The organism is Pseudoponticoccus marisrubri (assembly GCF_001482405.1).
Lineage (GTDB): Bacteria > Pseudomonadota > Alphaproteobacteria > Rhodobacterales > Rhodobacteraceae > Pseudoponticoccus > Pseudoponticoccus marisrubri.
On the sequence record NZ_LPXO01000003.1, the window covers coordinates 79,728 to 97,137 of the forward strand.

The following is a 17,410-nucleotide window of genomic DNA, read 5'->3' on the forward strand; positions in this document are numbered from 1 at the left end:
TCGTTCAACCGGCGCCGAACACGTCGCCCACGAAACCTGTCAGGTCGGCCATGCGCGACAGCTGCATGCCGCCCGTTCCGCCCGCCTTGCCGCCCTGCGGCAGGATCGCGGAGGAAAAACCAAGTTTGCGGGCCTCTTTCAACCTGTTTTCGGTCTGGCTGACCGGCCTCAGGGCTCCTGATAGGCTGATTTCGCCGAAAACGACAGTCTCGGCGGGCAGGGCGCTGTCCTCGCGCGCGGAAAGTAGCGCAGCCGCCACAGCCAGATCGGCCGCCGGTTCGCCCACGCGCATGCCGCCGGCCACGTTCAGGTAGACGTCGAGCCCGGCAAAGGGGATGCCGCAGCGCGATTCGAGCACGGCGAGGATCATCGACAGGCGCGAGCCGTCCCAGCCCACCACCGACCGGCGCGGCTGCGAGGTGGGCGAGGGTGCGACCAGCGCCTGGAACTCGACCAGCACCGGGCGCGTGCCCTCGATCCCCGAGAACACCACCGACCCGGTCGAGGGCGCGCCGCGCTCTGACAGGAACAGCGCCGAGGGGTTGGGCACCTCGGCCAGCCCGGCGCCGGTCATCTCGAAGACGCCGATCTCGTCGGCCGGCCCGAAGCGGTTCTTGACCGAGCGCAGGATGCGGAACTGGTGGCCGCGCTCGCCCTCGAAGTACAGCACCGTGTCGACCATGTGCTCGACCACGCGCGGGCCGGCGATCTGGCCGTCCTTGGTGACGTGGCCGACCATGACCACGGCCGAGCCGCGCCGCTTGGCGAAGGTGGTCAGCTCATGCGCGGCGGCGCGCACCTGGCTGACGCTGCCCGGCGCGCTGTCGACATTGTCGGCCCACATGGTCTGCACCGAATCCACGATGGCCAGGTCGGGGCGCGCCTCGTCCAGCGTGGTCAGGATGTCGCGCAGGTTGGTCTCGGTCGCCAGCTTGACCTGTGCATCGGCCAGCCCCAGCCGCTGCGCGCGCAGCCGGACCTGGGCGCTGGCCTCCTCGCCCGAGATATAGACCACCGACAGCCCCGCATTGGCAAAGGCCGCCGCGGCCTGCAGCAGCAGGGTCGACTTGCCGATGCCTGGATCGCCGCCCACCAGCACTGCCGAGGCCGGCACCAGCCCGCCGCCCAGCACGCGGTCGAGCTCGTCCAGACCGCAGGCGGTGCGCGGCGGCGGCGCCTCGCGGCTGGACAGGTCGGACAGCGGGATCGACTTGCCGCGCACCGTGCCCAGCGACTTGCCCGCCGGGCCCTGGCTCAGCGGTTTCTCCTCGACGATGGTGTTCCACTCGCCGCAGGCCTCGCAGCGCCCGGCCCATTTCGAGCTGGTGGCGCCACAGGACTGGCAGACGAAGGCGGGGGCGGCTTTGGCCATGAGAGCTCCTGTCTTCCCGGGCAGGGTGCCTTATGCCGCAAAGCGCGCGGCACGCCAATGGGCCACGCGGCGGCATGGCGGGCCCGGCGCCCTAGGCGCTCTGCGGGGCCGCCCGGCGCCCCTCGGCAATGGTCAGCGCGATCGAGGCCAGCACGCAGCCGGTGAACAGGTAGAGCCCCCAGGCGGTCTCGATCCGGCCGACGCCCATGCCCTTGGCCAGCGTCACGTATAGCGCGATCAGGAAGATGTCGGCCATGGCGCATTTGCCCAGCACCCCGATCGCGGGCAGGGCGCGGCGGTCCAGCAGGCCGAACTGCACCAGCGCCAGCCCCAGCGTCTTGAGCATAGGGGCGAAGAGCGCAAAGGCCGTCACCACCAGCGCCAGCGCGATATCGGTGCCCCAGAGCGCCTGCAGCCCCGAGATCACGCTGATCTCGCTCATCCCGAAGAGCGGCAGCAGCCCCGCCTTCATGAGCGGCGCGAACCACGACACGGGGTAGAGCAGCACAAGGAGCAGGTTCAGCCAGCGCATCGCGCTCAGATGGGCGCGGCGGGCGGCGGCGTCAACCGATCCACCACCAGGCCAGCAGCAGCCCGGCCAGCATCAGCAGGTGCAGGATGTCCAGCCAGCGCCAGCGCGCGCGCGGGGTGATCGTGCTGATCAGGAACACCGCCGAGGGCACCAGCAGCGCCGCCATGCCGCCGCTCTGGCCCATGAAGCGCGCCGCCGAGACATAAAGCGGCCCCTCGTTCAGCCCGGCGGCCGGCGCCAGCACCGTGGCCACGCCACCCAGCGCCATCAGCAGCGCGACCAGCGCCGGCCAGCGCGCGATGCCCTGGCCCACCGCCAGGCGCAGCGCGGCAAGCACGGCCAGCACCTCGAGATAGACGAATTTCTTGAAGAAGAAGAAGCCGAGGACCACCGGGTCCGGCTCGGGCAGGAAATTCATCGCACCGCCTCGATCGGGCCCTCGGCCGAGCCGGTGATGAATTGCCGCACATGGGCGTCGCCGCTGCGGTCCAGCTCGCTCGCGGGGCCGGTCCACTTGATGACCCCGTCATGCAGCATGGCCACGTTGTCGGCGATGGCGCGCACGCTGGTCATGTCATGGGTGATGGTCATGGCGGTGACGCCCATCTCGGTCACGATCTCGCGGATCAGGTCGTTGATGACCCCGGCCATGATCGGGTCGAGCCCGGTGGTGGGTTCGTCGAAGAAGATGATCTCGGGCTCGGCGGCGATGGCGCGGGCGAGGCCCACGCGCTTCTGCATGCCGCCCGAGAGCTCGGCGGGGAAAAGGTCGGCCACCTCGGATTTCAACCCGACGCGGCGCAGCTTCTCGATGGCGCGGTCGCGCGCGGCCTCGGCCGGCATGCGGTCGCGCCCCTGCAGCAGGCGGAAGGCGACGTTCTGCCAGACCGGCAGGCTGTCGAACAGCGCCGCGCCCTGGAACAGCATCCCGAACCGGGCGAGGAAGGCGTCGCGCTCGGTGCGGGTCACGTCCTCGTCGTCCAGCGTGATCTGGCCCGCGTCCGGGGTGACGAGGCCGAGGATGCATTTCAGCAGTACCGACTTGCCGGTGCCCGAGCCGCCGATGATCACCATCGACGTGCCCTGCGGAATGTCCAGATCGACCCCGCGCAGCACGTGGTTGTCGTCAAAGGACTTGCAGACCGAGCGCAGGCGGATCATGCCGCGCCTCCGGGATGTCCAGGCGCAGAGCTCATAGCGAGAAGAAGACCCCCGTCAGCAGAAAGTTCGCGGCCAGGATCAGCACGGCCGCCGCCTCGACCGCGTATTTGGTGGCCCGGCCCACGCCCTGCGCGCCGCGGCCCGAATGCATGCCGAAATAGCAGCCCATCAGCGCCGCGAGCCCGCCGAAGGCGCAGCCCTTGACCAGCGACGAGATGATGTCGGTCGCCTCGAGGAAATTGATCGTGTTGTTTAGATAGGCCGCCGCGTTGAAGCCCAGCGACCCGGTGGCCAGCGCGTAGCCACCGAAGATGCCGATCAGGTCGCCCACCGCGACCAGCACGGGCACGACCAGAAGCGCGGCCAGCACGCGCGGCGCGACAAGGTATTTCAGCGGATCGGTGGACAGGGTCACCAGCGCGTCGATCTGCTCGGTCACCTTCATGGTGGCGATCTCGGCCGCGATGGAGGAGGTCACGCGCGCCGCGATCATCAGCCCGACCAGCACCGGGCCCAACTCGCGCACCATGCCCACGGCGACGATCTGCGGCACAACCGCCTCGGCGTTGAAGCGCGCGCCGCCGGCATAGATCTGCAGCGCCAGCGCGCCGCCGGTGAAGATGGCGGTCAGCCCGACCACGGGCAGCGACAGCCAGCCGATATTCACCAGCGCTTGGCCGAATTCGCGGGCGTAGAAGGGCGGGCGCAGCACATGGCTCAGCGCGGCCAGCGCGAACAGCGTCACGCGCCCGACAAAGCCGAGCCCGCCAAGGCTGGCGCGCCCCAGCGCGCCGAGAGGGGCGGTCAGGCTGCTCATGTCGTCAGGTAGGTCCGGGCATAGCGTGCGCCCAGCGAGGTCAGGATCTCGTAGCCGATCGTGCCCGCCCAGTCGGCCAGCGTGTCGACGCTCTGGTGCTGGCCCAACAGTTCCATCGCCTCGGGCGTGTCCCCGACCTCGGTCACGTCGACTCCGATCAGGTCCATCGAGATGCGCCCCAGCACCTTGCAGCGTGTCTCGCCGGCCCAGAGCCAGGCGCCGCGGCTCATGGTGCGCAGGATGCCGTCGGCATAGCCCGCGGCCACCGTGGCCACGCGGGTCGGGCGCTCGGCGGTCCAGGTGTTGCCATAGCCCACCGTCTCGCCCGGCAGCACGTCGCGAACCTGGATCACCGGGATGCGCACCGTGACCACGGGCTGCGCCTCGATGAAGGGCAGCCCGCCATACAGGCCGATGCCCGGGCGGGTCAGGTCGAAATGATAATCCGGCCCCATCAGGATCCCGCCCGTGGCCGAGAGCGAGCGCGGCGCGTCGATCCCGTCGGTCATCTCGGTGAAGCTGCGCAGTTGGTGGGCGTTCATCGGGTGGTCGGGCTCGTCCGCGCAGGCGAGATGGCTCATCACCAGCGACGGGCGCTGCGCCAGCGCGATCTCGCGCAGCGCGGCCCATTCGGCCGGCTCCATCCCCAGCCGGTTCATGCCCGAATCGAGCTGGATGCCGAACGGGTGCCCCGGCAGCCCCTCGACATGGCGCAGCATCTGGTCGATGGAATTGATCATCGGGGTCAGCTGCGCGTCGCGCAGCAGCGCGGCATCGCCCGCCATGTGCCCCGAGAAGACGCTGATCTCGGGCCCGGGGCCGAGGATGCGGCGCAGCTCGGCCCCTTCCTCGGCGATCGCCACGAAGAAGCGGCGCGCCCCGGCCGCGGCCAGCGCCGGCGCCACCTTGTCGAGGCCCAGCCCGTAGGCATCGGCCTTGACCACGGCGGCGGCCTCGCCCTGCGTCAGGTCGGAAAGGGTCCGCCAGTTGGCGCAGAGGGCGGGCAGGTCGATGGTCAGATGAGCTTGGGCCATGCGCGATGTGTTTGGCATGGAACGGGCGAGGGTCAAGTGCGAAATGGCCGCGGAGGGGGCGACTTGTGGCCGGGGCGGGCTGCGGCATAGGCTGCACGCAGGGTGCGGCAGGAGCGCCGCGCCGGGCAAGAGCAGGACGGGCATGCGCGACGCGATCCACCTGGAATGGCAGCTGTTCCTGCTGGCACTGCGCTACCTGACGCGCGTGCCGGTGCCCGCCGGGCTGCCCAGCTCGGACGACCTGATGATCCGCGCCACCAAGTATCACCCGGTGGTGGGCGTGGTGGTGGGGGCCGTCGGCGCGGCGGTGCTGTGGCTGGCCGCGCTGGTCCTGCCCTGGGGTGCGGCGGTGATCCTGTCACTGGCCGCGACCCTGATCGTGACCGGCGCCTTCCACGAGGACGGGCTGGCCGATGCGGTGGACGGGCTGGCCGGCGGGTCCGATCGCGACACGGTGCTGCGCATCATGGCCGATGCGCGTCTGGGCAAGCATGGCGGCATGGCGCTGGGGCTTGTGCTGGCGCTCAAGCTGGTGCTGCTGGCCTCGCTGAACCTGCCGGACGCCATGGCCGCGCTGGTGGCCGGGCACGCGATGGGGCGCATGGGCGCGGTGCATATCATCGCCACGACACGCTATGCGCGCTCGGAGGGGATGCAGGCGATCATCACCGCGATCACGCCCGATGGCTACCGCGTGGCGCTGGCCATGCTGGCGGTGCTGCTGGCGGGGATGATGCTGTGGTTCGGCTGGGTGGCCACCGGCTATGCGCTGGTCCTGTCCATCCTGCTGGGACAGCTCTTCCGCGCCTGGTTCCAGCGCAAGCTGGGCGGCTATACGGGCGATTGCCTGGGCGGGGTGCAGCAGCTCTGCGAGCTGGGCGTGTACCTGGGGCTGGCCATCGTGTTGTGAGGCGCGTTGCGCCGCGAGTGTGCCCCGTCCCGACCCGCCTCATTCCGGGGCAGGTCGGTGAAGAACCCGCCCACGTCAGCCCGATCCGGGCAGACCGGGCCGCGCGGGGGAAGGTGCTCAGAAGCCCGCGCCCTCGCCGTTCTGCCAGGGCTTCACGAGGTTGCCGAAACGCGTGAACTGGCTCTCGAAGCTCAGCTCCACCGTGCCGATCGGGCCGTGACGCTGCTTGCCGATGATGACCTCGGCCTTGCCGTGCAGCCGGGCCATGCGCTCCTGCCAGGCGACCATCTCGTCCAGCCGGTCATCCGAGGGCTTTTCGCGCTCGACGTAGTATTCCTCGCGGAAGACGAACATGACCACGTCGGCATCCTGCTCGATCGAGCCCGATTCGCGCAGGTCCGACAGCTGTGGGCGCTTGTCGTCGCGGCTCTCCACCTGGCGCGAGAGCTGCGACAGGGCGATGACGGGGATGTTGAGCTCTTTCGCGATCGCCTTGAGCCCCATCGAGATCTCGGCGATCTCCTGCACCCGGTTGTCCGAGGTGCCGCGCAGCAGCTGCAGGTAGTCGACGATCAGCAGGTCCAGCCCGTGCGTCCGCTTCAGCCGCCGCGCCCGCGCCGCGACCTGGCTGATCGGCAGGGCGGGGGTGTCGTCGATGAAGAGCGGGCAGGCCTCGAGATCCTTGGCCGCCTGCACGAAGCGGCGGAACTCGCGCTCGTCCATGTCGCCCTGGCGGATCTTGTGGCTGGAGATCTCCGAAGCCTCGGCAAGGATCCGGCTGGCCAGCTGCTCGGCGCTCATCTCGAGGCTGAAGAAGCCGACCACGCCACCCTCGACCGCGCCCTGCGAGCCGTCGGGCAGCACGCCCTTGCGATAGGCCCGCGCGATGTTGAAGGCGAGGTTGGTGGCCAGCGAGGTCTTGCCCATCGAGGGGCGCCCGGCGAGGATCAACAGGTCGGACTTGTGCAGCCCGCCCAGCTTCTTGTCCATGTCCACCAGCCCGGTGCCGAGGCCCGCCAGCCCGCCATCGCGCTGGTAGGCGGCATTGGCGACGTTGACCGCCTCGGTCGCGGCGCGCAGGAAGGACTGGAAGCCGCGCTCGGTCTGGCCCTGCTCGGCCAGCTTGTAGAGCGCCTGCTCGGCATCGACGATCTGCTCGGAGGGTTCGGATTTCACGTCGACCTTGGCGGCGCGGTCGGCAATGTCGCGGCCCAGCCGGATCAGGTCGCGGCGCACGGCCAACTCGTAGATCATCTGCGCGTAATCGCGCACCGCGAAGGTCGAGACGGCGCAGCCCGCCAGCCGCAGCAGGTAGGCGCCCCCGCCCAGGCTCTGCAGCCCCTCGTCATCCTCCATGAAGGCCTTGAGCGTGACCGGGCTGGCCAGCGTGTTGCGCGAGATCCGCGCCGCGGCGACCTCGAAGATGCGCTGGTGGACGGGGTCGAAGAAATGCTGCGGCTTGATGATCGCGGCGATCCGGTCGAAGATCTCGTTCTCGGTCAGGATCGCGCCCAGCAGCTGCTGTTCGGCCTCGATCGAGTGCGGCAGGCTGTCCGGCGCGTCGACCTGCACGCCGGTCGGATTGATTGCGGTCACTTCGTTCATCTGCTGCCCCTGTCTGCCCCTGGTGTCTGCCGGTCCGGCCCCTTTGCCGGAAAAGCGCAGGCCGGGATAGGGGGACAGGTCTGTGGGAAAGCCTGTTCAAAACCCCTGCTGACCTAGGGTTAGGCGCCTGTGGCGCGCAGCCGCGTCAGCTTATCCTGTGTGCCCTTGCCTGCGACCTACAAGATACAGAAGGCGGTGCGATTCTGTAAAGCCTTGTCCACAGCTTGTCCCGGGCCCGAATTTTTCGGGGGATAAGTCCCGGGCTGCCTGCGCGGGCGGCAGCGGCCTAGGCGCGGGCGGCCCGCCAGCCGTGCGGGTCCTCGAGAAAGGCGCGCACGTCGCCCAGCACCGCCTCGTGGCGTGCAGGGGCCTCGTCCAGCACCTCCCACCAGGTGCACAGGTGGTGCAGCGCAACCCCGTGATCGCCCAGCGTCTTCACCGTCTCGGGGAAGATGCCGTAATAGAAGATCACCGCGGTGTGGGCGCAGCTGGCGCCGGTCTCGCGGATCGCGTCGACGAAGGACAGCTTGGAGCCGCCATCCGTGGTCAGGTCCTCGACCAGCAGCACGCGGTCGTCCTCGCCCATGACCCCCTCGATCCGGGCGTTGCGCCCGTAGCCCTTGGGCTTCTTGCGCACATAGGTCATCGGCAGCCCCATCCGCTCGGCCACCAGCGCGGCAAAGGGGATGCCCGCCGTCTCGCCACCCGCGATATTGTCGAAGGCCTCGAAGCCTGCCTGCCGCATGACGGTCACGGTGAGGAAGTCCATCAATGTGGCGCGGATGCGCGGGTAGGAGATCAGCTTGCGGCAGTCGATATAGACCGGGCTGAGCTGGCCCGAGGCAAGCTTGAACGGCGTGTCGGTCATGAAGTTCACCGCCTCGATCTCCCACAGCATGCGCGCGGTCAGCCGGGCCATCTCTTCGGCGGTGGGGTAGGTCGAGGGGATCATGTCGGGTGTCCTTTGGGCGGTTGGGGCAGGGGGCAAGGCCCTTCGAAGGGCCTTGGTCAACGCTCTTGCAAGAGCGTTGGGGAACGCCTTTGCAAAGGCGTTCCCGGAAGGCGCGTCGACGCGCCTTGCCGCGGGGCTGCAGTCACGGGACGACGCGCCACTGCAATTCCATCTGCGGATCGAACAGCGTGATCGGCCCGTCCTCGGTGTCGATCTTCTCCGGGTAGGTAACCGTGGCGCCCTTCTGCAGCGTGATCCGCGTCTCGTTGGGCGGCAGGCCGTAGAAGGCCGGCCCGTTGAGGGAGGTGAAGGCCTCCAGCCGGTCCAGTGCGCCTTCCTGCTCGAACACCTGTGCCAGGATCGACAGCGTGTTGGTCGCCGTGAAACAGCCCGCGCAGCCGCAGGCGCTTTCCTTCAGCGGATCGAGATGCGGCGCGCTGTCAGTGCCCAGGAAGAATGTCGCCTCGCCCGAGGTGGCGGCGGCGCGCAGGGCCTGGCGGTGCTCTTCGCGTTTGGCCACGGGCAGGCAGTAGTAATGCGGGCGGATGCCGCCGGCGAGGATCGCGTTGCGGTTGATCACGAGGTGATGCGTGGTGATCGTCGCGCCGAGATCCGGGCCACCGGCGCGGGCATAGTCCACACCCTGGCGCGTGGTGATATGCTCCATGATCACGCGCAGACCCGGCGTCGCGCGGCGCAGCGGATCGAGCACCCGGTCGATGAACACCGCCTCGCGGTCGAAGATGTCGATCTCGGCATCGACCACCTCGCCATGCACGCAGAGCGGGCAGCCGATCTCGGCCATGCGCTCCAGCACGGCGCGCACGCGGTCGATCTCCTTCACGCCCGAGGCCGAGTTGGTCGTCGCGCCCGCCGGGTAGAGCTTGACCGCGGTGATCAGCCCCTCGGCATGGGCACGGGCCACGTCCTCGGGATCGGTCTCCTCGGTCAGGTAGAGCGTCATCAGCGGGGTGAAGCCGCTGCCCGGGGGCAGGGCGGCGCGGATCCGGTCGCGATAGGCCGCCGCATCGGCCCCGGTGACCACCGGCGGCACGAGGTTCGGCATGATGATGGCACGGCCGAAATGGCGCGCGGTTTCCGGGGCCACGGCACGCAGCACCGCACCGTCGCGCAGGTGAAGATGCCAGTCATCGGGCTGTCGAAGCGTGATCTGATCCATGCGCCATCCGTTAGCATGGCCGCGCCGCAAACCGCCAGAGGCATTGCGCCGGGCAGTGCGGACAGCGGCGTTTTGGCGAGGGCGCACAGTCTTGCGGCGGTCGATGACGGGATCGCCGCAGGACGGTGCCAAAGGCCGTCAGATCACGGCCAGTCCCAACAGCACCAGGCTCATCCAGACGATCACGAGGCCGGCCAGCATCTGGAGGGCGGGCAGGACCACGGTGATGGCGCCGGCGCGGTCGGCGGAGGCCCAGGTGAGGCCGCGGGCGGCGGTGCTGGAGAGAGCGACGAGGCTCGTCAGGAGCGCCGTGCCCATGCCCATCACCGCGACGGCGGCGGCGCCGGCGGCGAGGATTTCCATCTGCCAGGCGATCACCAGCAGGAAGATCGCCCCGGTACAGGGCCGGATCGCGATGCTGGCAATGAGCGCCAGCGCCTCGCGCCAGGACGAGACCCGGGCCACCGCCTCGGGCGAGGGGCCGTGGGCATGGCAGCCGCAGGCGCCGTGATCGTGGTCGTGATGATGATGCGCATGTTCATGAGCGTGGGCATGGGCTTTTGCCGGGGCCGGGCGCAGGCGCGGGGCCAGGCTGCGCAGGCCGCGCCAGGCCAGCACCAGCCCCACGCAGGCGATGGCCAGAAAGCTTGCCGGGGCCAGCAGGTCCTCGGCCAGCGCGGTCATCCGCCGGGCCGACAGGGCCAGCAGGGCGAAGCCGCCATAGACCAGCACGATCGCCCAGAGCGCCTGCGCGAGGCTCGAGGCCAGCGCGAGGCCCAGCAGCCGGCGGGCCGAGACCGAGGTGCCCATGCCGACACCGCCGATCACGAACTTGCCGTGCCCCGGCCCCAGCGCATGGACGAAGCCATAGGCCCCGGCGGCGGCCAGCAGCGCCGTCCATGCGCCGGGCTGGCCGGTTTGCAGGGCACGCACGGCGCGCGCCATGTCGGTCTGGAAGGCGCGCTGCTGCGCCGCCGCCCAGGCCGAAACGCCATCGGTATCGACCAGCAGCACGAGAGCGGCCAGCGCCGCCGCGACAAGGCCCAACACGAGGATCAGTCGCATGTCACCACGATCCTGTCGGCAAAGAGCGCGCCCACGTTCTCGGTCTCGGGCGTCTCCTCGCGGTCGAGCGCCGCGAGCTTGGTCAAGAGGCCCGGCGGGGCGCTGTCGGGGTCGAACGGGATCACCTCGCCGGTGCAATCCGCGCCCTCGGGCCGGATCTGCGGCGGTTGCGTGATCGAGAAGGCGAAGAAATAGGTGGATTCGTAGAAGGCCACCTCGGCCGCGCGCCCGGCCAGCGGCGCGGGGGTGGCAAGCTGTCGGGTGAAGGTCATCTGCAATCGTCCGTCGATGATGCGGGCATCCACGTTCTCCGGCCAGTCCAGCGGCACGGCCGCGCCGCCGATGGCCAGATGCGCGGAGCCGTCGAAATCCGCGGGAAACTCGCTGAGCTGCGCCACGAGCGCCTCGCGGTCGGGCGCGTCCAGCACGCCCTCGGCGTTCAGGCCCATGCCGGCCTCGGCCAGCATGTAGAGCGTCTCGAACTCGTCATAAAGCCAGGTGACATGCAGCGCCTCGAGCTGGCCCCCGGGGCCGAGCGCGAAATCGACGCCGCCGTCGATCCAGACATGCGGGTGCGCCGCGACGGGGCCCGCCGCGACATGCGCCGCGACCAGCGCCGTGGCCAGTTGCCTGGATCGTCTCCGCACGCGCCCTCCGCTTCTGCGTGACCTGTTCGGGCGGTGGGCCGGGGCAGATCCCCGGTCACCGTTTCGCGCCCTGACTAGCATGCGGGTGCGCCGGCCCCCAGACCGCAGATGCGTCCTTGGCAACAAGCCGCTCTTGCAGCCGGTCGAGCTCGGCCAGCGCCTGCACGGGATCCCCCGTCCGCGCGCGGGCGCGGTCATAGGCCTGCCGGACCGAGCCCGGCCGCCACGGCAGCACCGCGGTGGAAAGCCAGGCCCGCAATTCCGCCGGCAGGCGGTCATAGTCGCGCATGGCCCCCGACCGGTGCCGCTTGCGGCGCAGGGTGGTGGTGCCGAGATTCGCGGGCATCACACGGCCTCCGCGGGGTCGTCCACCGGGTCGAGCACCAGCAGCAGCCGCGTCTCGCCGCTGCCTTCGATCGGGGGCGAGCGGTGGCGCAGCGCCGAGACGGGCCGGGTGGGCCAATGCGTGCCGCGCAGCAGGATGGGGCTGCCGGCGGGCACCGTCATGATCGGGTCGGGGTCGCCGCCATCGGTCGCGATCCCGTATTGCGTGCCGGTGCCGCGATAGGTGCAGACCAGCCGGGCGGTGACGGCATCGACATGGAATTTCCGGCAGGCATTCGTGGTCACCACGTCCAGCCGCAGGCGCAGCCAGCGGGCATGCATCAGCGCGGCAAAGCGCTCGGCCAGCGCCGAGATGTCCTGCAGCATCCAGTCGCGATGCGCGCCTTCGGGCAGGCCGGCCGCGTCACAGGCCTCTGCAGCGGCCGCGGGCACGGCCTCGGGGCGCAGGATCACCCGGGCCTGCGGCAGGCGGTCGGCCTCCAGCGCGTCGATCCAGGGCGCAAAGCCCGGCCGGGCCGGGCGCTGCCAGATCGCCGCGGCACAGTCCGGCGCGCGCAGCGCGACCAGACCTTCGGGGGTCTCGACGGTGGCAACGCCCGTATCGGGCGCGATCCTTGGCACCATGTTCATGCCGCTTCCTCCGCGCGACGCCAGAGCGGGAACGGGTCGGGCAGGTCGGGCAGGCTGTCGGGCCCGCTGGCCTGGTCTTCCGGCAGCAGCGCGGCGTCGAGCCGTGCCTTTAGCGCGGGCCAGTCGATGCCCGTGCCGATGAAGACGATCTCCTGCCGCCGGTCGCCCCACGGCTCCTGCCAATGCGCCTGCATGTAGGCGCGCGCGCTGGGGTGATCGGGGCGGCGATGCTCGGGCACGGTGGCCCACCAGATGCCCAGCGGGGTGACCGAGGACAGCGCGCCGGCCAGCGAGAACTCGGCCACCCAGTCGGGGCGCGTGGCGATCCAGAAATGGCCCTTGGCGCGGATCACGCCGGGCAGGTCGCCATTCAGCACGGCCATGATCGCCTCGGGGATGAAGGGGCGCCGCGCCCGGTACACGAAGGAGGTGACGCCGTATTCCTCGGTTTCGGGCACGTGATCGGCAAAGCCGTAGAGCTCCTTGGCCCACATCGGGTGCTCATGCGCCTTCTCGAAATCGAACAGCCCGGTGTCGAGGATCGCCCCGGCCGGCACGTCGGAGTGGTCGGTCTCGATGATCCGCGCATCGGCGTTCAGGCTGCGGATGATCTTGCGCGCCGCATCCGTGCGTTCGGGGCCGGCATCGGTGACCTTGTTCAGCACCACCACGTCGGCGAACTCGATCTGGTCGGTCAGCAGGTGGACCAGCGTGCGCTCGTCCTCCTCGCCCAGCGTCTCGCCGCGGTCGCGCAGGAAATCATGGCTGGAATAGTCGGTCAGCAGGTTCACCGCGTCGACCACGGTGACCATCGTGTCCAGCCGGGAGACGTCCGACAGGCTCTGGCCGTCCGCGTCGCGGAAGTCGAAGGTCGCGGCGACGGGCAGTGGCTCGGAGATGCCGGTCGACTCGATCAGCAGGTAGTCGAAGCGCCCCTGCTGTGCCAGCCGGCGCACCTCGTCCAGCAGGTCGTCGCGCAGCGTGCAGCAGATGCAGCCATTCGACATCTCGACGAGCGTCTCGTCGGTCTGGCTGAGGTTCGCGCCGCCCTCGCGGACGAGGTCGGCATCGATGTTCACCTCGGACATGTCGTTGACGATGACCGCGACGCGGCGCCCCTCGCGGTTGTTCAGCACGCGGTTGAGCAGCGTCGTCTTGCCGGCGCCGAGAAAGCCGGACAGGACGGTGACGGGGAGGCGGGTATCTGTCATGAAAGTTCTGCCTTCTGTTCGAGTGCGGGGTCCTGCGCGCCCGGCAGGCGGGCGCGCAGCAGGTCGAGATTGCGCTGCAGGGCGGGGCGCGTGATGTCGCGCGCGATGACCACGATGCGCGTGCGGCGGTCGCCGCCCGGCCAGTCCTGCAGCGGCACCGGCGGGTCGAAGACATGCTGCACGCCGTGGAACACGAAGGGCGTCTCGATCCCTTCGAGAAAGACGATGCCCTTGACGCGCAGGATGTCCGGCCCGCGCAGCGCGATCAGCGTGTCGAGCCAGAGATCGAACACCGCGTCGGGCACCGGGTCGTCGAGGATGACCGAGGCCGTCCCGATGCGGCTGTCATGCGGCGACAGGGTCTGCGCGGGCGGCGTGGCGCGGGCGAGGCCCGACAGGTTGGCCAGCGGATCGGCGGCGGGCTCGGGCGCGCGCGTCCAGGCCAGCACGTCGGCCGCCGCGGCGCCCTGGCGCAGGCCGCTCAGCCCCCAGACCTGTCCGGCTATGCCTGCGCCGCGCACCGCGTGCAGGATGCGGATGTCGGGGTTGATCGCCCGCAGCCGCTCCTCGAACATCACCACCCGGTCGGGTTGCACGAGATCGGTCTTGCTGAGCACCACGAGATCGGCCATGGCGACCTGCGAAACCGCCTCGAACTGCGCATCCAGCGTGGCCGGCCCGTTCGCGGCATCGGCGACCGTCACGATCCCGTCCATCCGCGTGCGCCGGGCCAGGAAGGGATCGACCAAAAGGGTCTGCAGGATCGGCCCGGGATCGGCCAGCCCCGTGGTCTCGATCACCACGCGGTCGAATGCCAGTGCGCCGTCCTCGCGCCGGGCCAGCAGATCCGCCATGGTGCGCGACAGGTCGCCCCGTACCGAGCAGCACAGACAGCCCGACTGCATCAGCACGACCTCTTCGCCCACATGTTCGATCAGGTCATGATCGAGCCCCGCCTCGCCGAACTCGTTGACGATCACCGCAATCCGCCCCGCCGCGCCATCCGACAGAAGCGCGTTGAGCAGCGTGGTCTTGCCGGCCCCGAGAAAGCCGGTCAGGAGCGTGACGGGGAGGCGGGGATCGGCGGTGTTCATCGGTCTCTCGCTTGTATGTTATAGCATAACAACTACTCCGAAGAATCGGCGCCTGCAACCCTCCGAAACCGGTCGATCCCATCGCTCACCGGCAAAAGGCGCGGCGCGAGTTGACAGGATTGATCAAGGCTTTGGCAGGCTCTGCGGGATCACATCCGGACAATGGCAGTGTGGCGCAGGCTGTGGAAGACAAGACCGTCTTCCTTCATGCCGATCTTGATGAGGAACGTACCGACCCAGCGGCCCAGATTGCGGCCATACGCTTCCTTCTCATTGTACGAGAGAGACATAAACAGGTGTGGCTGCTTCGCGCAGGCTTCGACCGATTCAAGGAAGCCAAGGCGGATCAACTCCGAATGCACGGACACCCGGCGCTTGGCGGCAGGCGACTTGAGGCTTTTCTTCTCACCATCCGCGTTGATGTCGATGTACCAGATGCCGCCTTCGCTTCGAATGTCAGACGGCACCAGTTGCGCGACTTCCCGCAACCGTGCCCCGGTGAACATCGCCAGAAGCGTTCCCCACTTGTGATCGTCTTTCTTGACCAGTCCAGAGCGGTCTTCCGTCAACTCAACGTAAAGGCGTGAAAGCTGTTCCTTGCTGTACGCCTTGCGCTTCTCTGCGGCTTGCTTGGCCTTCGCAACCTTCATGCCGTCGCACAGCTTATGAGGCGCGCGCCCATGGCGTTCTGCCCAGTCCCAGAAGCGGCGGAACATGTCGATGTAACTGTTGACCGTCTTCACGCCCATCTTGGGCAAGCCGGGAACGGCGATGGCGTCCTGCAAACTCAGATCGCGGGTTTCGGGCTTGGTCTTGCGGTTGGCGGGCAGGGTTTGCACCAGCTTCTTCATGTCAGCGGCGTCTTGGCGGCTGACCTGGTCCATCGGGCGATCCGGTCCGAAATGCTCCACAAGCAGAGCAAGGTAAGCATTGGCCTTGTTCCGCATCTCCTTAGACCATTGCGGCCCATGCTCGGCTTTGAAGTCCGCGATGGCCGCGCTCAGAGACGCTGAGCGGGCCAGTGGTGGCCTCGGTGCTGTCTGGGCGTTTCGGTGAAGGAGTAGCCTTCAAGGCTCTCAGCGGCGCTCAGAATGGCTTTGATCTGGTCCCGGCGGGCCTTGCGCATCTCTTGGCGCAGGGATGGTCCATTTTCGGCCCATTGAGCGTCTGTGAGGCCCGCTGATGCGCGAAACGCGTCTGGGTCAAGGAACATGTCCGACAGATCGTCATGGCCCTCTGAGGCGTCCGCGTGGGCGGCTAGCTCTTGGCGCAGGGCGTCAAGGGACCGATCCGGCAGGCCGGTATCGTTCAGCTTCTCAACATAAGCATCCAGCGAAGCCGCGAAGTAGCTTCGCACCATCTCGCGCATCTCGTCTTGCCTGAGCCTTGCCAATGCCTTGTTATCCCGAACCAATCGCCCGCATGATGCAAGATGGCGGGCAAGATCACCAGCCCGACCCGGGCACTTGGTGCGAAGGGAAATCCTAACGGTTCTGCGGCTATTGCGGTCGGGGGAAGGCAAGGGCCAGCGGAAACAGTAGACCCCGTGGCGCGAAGGCGAAATAAAGGCGGACAGTTTCATGGGCGTGGTGCTCCACTTTGTGTCGCACTTGCCTGCCCAACTCTTAAGTCGCTGGTTTAGAAAGAAAATGGCGGAGAGACAGGGATTCGAACCCTGGGACCCCGTGAAGGGTCAACGGTTTTCGAGACCGCCCCGTTCGACCACTCCGGCACCTCTCCGCGGGGGTCTGGGTGGGGTGCGTTTAGCTTCTGTCCGAGGGGCGTGCAACCGGAAAATGCGACTTTCTGCGCCGCGCCGTTGGGCCTTGGAAACGGGGCGCTTCGACACTACCCTCTGGGGGCATCGGAGAAAGGATGTTCCATGCTCGCACGCTGTCTTGCCGCGCTGATGCTGGCGCTTGTCGCCTTGCCCCTGCGGGCCGACCCGGTCGACGACCTGATGGAGGCGCTGCAGATCGACGAGATGATCGTCGTGATGCGCGAGGAGGGGCTGGCCTACGGGGCCGAGCTGGGCGCGGACATGTTCCCGGGCACCGCCGGCGCGCGCTGGCAATCCGTCCTCGAGGACATCTATGACACCGACAAGATGAAGGCCGTGGTCGAGGCGGGCTTCACCGAGGTCATGGAGGGCACCGAAACCGCGCCGCTCACCGCCTATTTCGCCTCCGAGACCGGCACGCGCGTGGTCTCGCTGGAACTCGACGCGCGCCGCGCGATGATCGAGGACACGGTCGAGCAGGCCGCGCGCGAACGCTACCGCGATCTCGAAGGGGGCGACTCGGCCCGGCTGGAGCAGATCACCGAGTTCGTCGCGGCCAATGACCTCGTGGACAGCAACGTGGCCGGCGCGCTCAACGCCTCGTTCAATTTCTACCGCGGCCTTGTCGAGGGCGGCGGGCTCGAGATGAGCGAATCCGAGATCCTCGCCGATGTCTGGTCGCAGGAGCAGGAGACGCGGGCGGACACGCGCGAGTGGCTCTACGGGTTCCTGCTGCTCGCCTACGAGCCGCTCTCGGACGCGGTGCTGGACGAATACGTGGCGCTGTCGGGCTCGGAGGACGGGCGGCGGCTGAACCGCGCGCTCTTTGCTGGGTTCAACGCCATGTATGACGAGATCTCCTACGCGCTGGGGCTGGCCGCGGCGCAGGAGATGCAGGGCCAGGACCTGTGATGCGAGGCGCCGGGAGTTCTTGACAGCGCGGCGCCGATCTCGCATACACCGCGACACGACAAGGACGGGGCTTCGGCCCCGCCTTTCGTTTTTGGAGAAACGAACGCCCCGAGGGGCGCGCCGTTCGAGGCAGGCGGGCTGATCCGCCGCAACACCCGGGGAC

General features: G+C 68.8%; 19 protein-coding genes and 1 tRNA gene. 2 read left to right on the forward strand and 18 right to left on the reverse strand.

Going from position 1 to position 17,410, the window contains the following annotated elements; translation table 11 throughout:
• Positions 1–4: 4 nt before the first annotated feature.
• The 6 genes from radA to alr all read right to left on the reverse strand — a co-directional run bounded on the left by radA (position 5) and on the right by alr (position 4,916).
• A complete protein-coding gene (gene radA, locus AVJ23_RS06390) occupies positions 5–1,372 on the reverse strand; it encodes a DNA repair protein RadA (RefSeq protein ID WP_058861335.1) in 1,368 nt (455 codons plus the stop codon).
• A 91-nt stretch (positions 1,373–1,463) separates the two neighbouring features.
• Positions 1,464–1,904, reverse strand: coding sequence for a paraquat-inducible protein A (locus AVJ23_RS06395; protein ID WP_058861336.1), 441 nt, complete (start codon positions 1,902–1,904; stop codon positions 1,464–1,466).
• A 31-nt stretch (positions 1,905–1,935) separates the two neighbouring features.
• A complete protein-coding gene (locus tag AVJ23_RS06400) occupies positions 1,936–2,322 on the reverse strand; it encodes a hypothetical protein (RefSeq protein WP_058861337.1) in 387 nt (128 codons plus the stop codon).
• Positions 2,319–3,065: an ABC transporter ATP-binding protein gene (locus AVJ23_RS06405; protein ID WP_058861338.1), complete on the reverse strand. Its 747-nt coding sequence runs from the start codon at positions 3,063–3,065 to the stop codon at positions 2,319–2,321. The genes AVJ23_RS06400 and AVJ23_RS06405 overlap by 4 nt, the downstream gene beginning before the upstream one ends.
• Positions 3,066–3,096: 31 nt before the next feature.
• Positions 3,097–3,882, reverse strand: a complete 786-nt coding sequence (locus tag AVJ23_RS06410; protein WP_058861339.1) for an MlaE family ABC transporter permease — start codon at positions 3,880–3,882, stop codon at positions 3,097–3,099.
• Positions 3,879–4,916, reverse strand: a complete 1,038-nt coding sequence (alr, locus tag AVJ23_RS06415; protein ID WP_058861340.1) for an alanine racemase — start codon at positions 4,914–4,916, stop codon at positions 3,879–3,881. The genes AVJ23_RS06410 and alr overlap by 4 nt, the downstream gene beginning before the upstream one ends.
• A gap of 142 nt (positions 4,917–5,058) precedes the next feature.
• Here alr and AVJ23_RS06420 point away from each other — a divergent pair, with 142 nt between their 5' ends.
• Positions 5,059–5,826: an adenosylcobinamide-GDP ribazoletransferase gene (locus tag AVJ23_RS06420; RefSeq protein WP_058861341.1), complete on the forward strand. Its 768-nt coding sequence runs from the start codon at positions 5,059–5,061 to the stop codon at positions 5,824–5,826.
• A 117-nt stretch (positions 5,827–5,943) separates the two neighbouring features.
• On the opposite strand, the gene AVJ23_RS06425 is transcribed toward AVJ23_RS06420, so the two are convergent.
• From AVJ23_RS06425 to AVJ23_RS06480, 12 genes are all read right to left on the reverse strand, one after another.
• Positions 5,944–7,431: a replicative DNA helicase gene (locus tag AVJ23_RS06425; RefSeq protein WP_058861342.1), complete on the reverse strand. Its 1,488-nt coding sequence runs from the start codon at positions 7,429–7,431 to the stop codon at positions 5,944–5,946.
• Positions 7,432–7,717: 286 nt separating this feature from the next.
• Positions 7,718–8,383 (reverse strand): orotate phosphoribosyltransferase, encoded by a 666-nt coding sequence (locus tag AVJ23_RS06430; protein WP_058861343.1) that lies wholly within the window; start codon positions 8,381–8,383, stop codon positions 7,718–7,720.
• A gap of 142 nt (positions 8,384–8,525) precedes the next feature.
• Positions 8,526–9,563 (reverse strand): dihydroorotase, encoded by a 1,038-nt coding sequence (gene pyrC, locus AVJ23_RS06435; protein ID WP_058861344.1) that lies wholly within the window; start codon positions 9,561–9,563, stop codon positions 8,526–8,528.
• Between the two features lie 138 nt (positions 9,564–9,701).
• The gene (locus AVJ23_RS06440) at positions 9,702–10,628 is read right to left on the reverse strand and encodes a nickel/cobalt transporter (protein WP_058861345.1); all 927 of its coding nucleotides are present in this window, start codon (positions 10,626–10,628) and stop codon (positions 9,702–9,704) included.
• Positions 10,619–11,275 carry a DUF1007 family protein gene (locus tag AVJ23_RS06445; RefSeq protein WP_058861346.1) on the reverse strand — a complete coding sequence of 219 codons (657 nt, stop codon included), beginning with the start codon at positions 11,273–11,275 and terminating at the stop codon, positions 10,619–10,621. The genes AVJ23_RS06440 and AVJ23_RS06445 overlap by 10 nt, the downstream gene beginning before the upstream one ends.
• Positions 11,276–11,330: 55 nt before the next feature.
• Positions 11,331–11,621 carry a DUF6525 family protein gene (locus AVJ23_RS06450; RefSeq protein WP_058861347.1) on the reverse strand — a complete coding sequence of 97 codons (291 nt, stop codon included), beginning with the start codon at positions 11,619–11,621 and terminating at the stop codon, positions 11,331–11,333.
• On the reverse strand, positions 11,621–12,250 hold the full coding sequence (locus AVJ23_RS06455) for a DUF1826 domain-containing protein (RefSeq protein WP_058861348.1): 630 nt from the start codon (positions 12,248–12,250) through the stop codon (positions 11,621–11,623). Before AVJ23_RS06455 ends, AVJ23_RS06450 begins: the two co-directional genes overlap by 1 nt.
• Positions 12,247–13,461, reverse strand: a complete 1,215-nt coding sequence (locus tag AVJ23_RS06460) for a GTP-binding protein (protein ID WP_058861349.1) — start codon at positions 13,459–13,461, stop codon at positions 12,247–12,249. Before AVJ23_RS06460 ends, AVJ23_RS06455 begins: the two co-directional genes overlap by 4 nt.
• Entirely contained in the window at positions 13,458–14,555 is a 1,098-nt protein-coding gene (locus tag AVJ23_RS06465; protein WP_058861350.1) for a CobW family GTP-binding protein, read from the reverse strand. Before AVJ23_RS06465 ends, AVJ23_RS06460 begins: the two co-directional genes overlap by 4 nt.
• A gap of 149 nt (positions 14,556–14,704) precedes the next feature.
• Entirely contained in the window at positions 14,705–15,502 is a 798-nt protein-coding gene (locus tag AVJ23_RS23160; RefSeq protein WP_205626835.1) for a site-specific integrase, read from the reverse strand.
• 53 nt (positions 15,503–15,555) lie between these two features.
• Positions 15,556–15,924, reverse strand: coding sequence for a hypothetical protein (locus AVJ23_RS23165; protein ID WP_058861352.1), 369 nt, complete (start codon positions 15,922–15,924; stop codon positions 15,556–15,558).
• 281 nt (positions 15,925–16,205) lie between these two features.
• A tRNA-Ser gene (locus tag AVJ23_RS06480) sits at positions 16,206–16,295 on the reverse strand.
• A gap of 142 nt (positions 16,296–16,437) precedes the next feature.
• On the opposite strand from AVJ23_RS06480, the gene AVJ23_RS06485 reads away from it, so the two are divergent.
• Complete coding sequence (locus AVJ23_RS06485) at positions 16,438–17,247, forward strand: DUF2059 domain-containing protein (protein WP_058861353.1); 810 nt, start codon at positions 16,438–16,440, stop codon at positions 17,245–17,247.
• Positions 17,248–17,410: the final 163 nt, after the last annotated feature.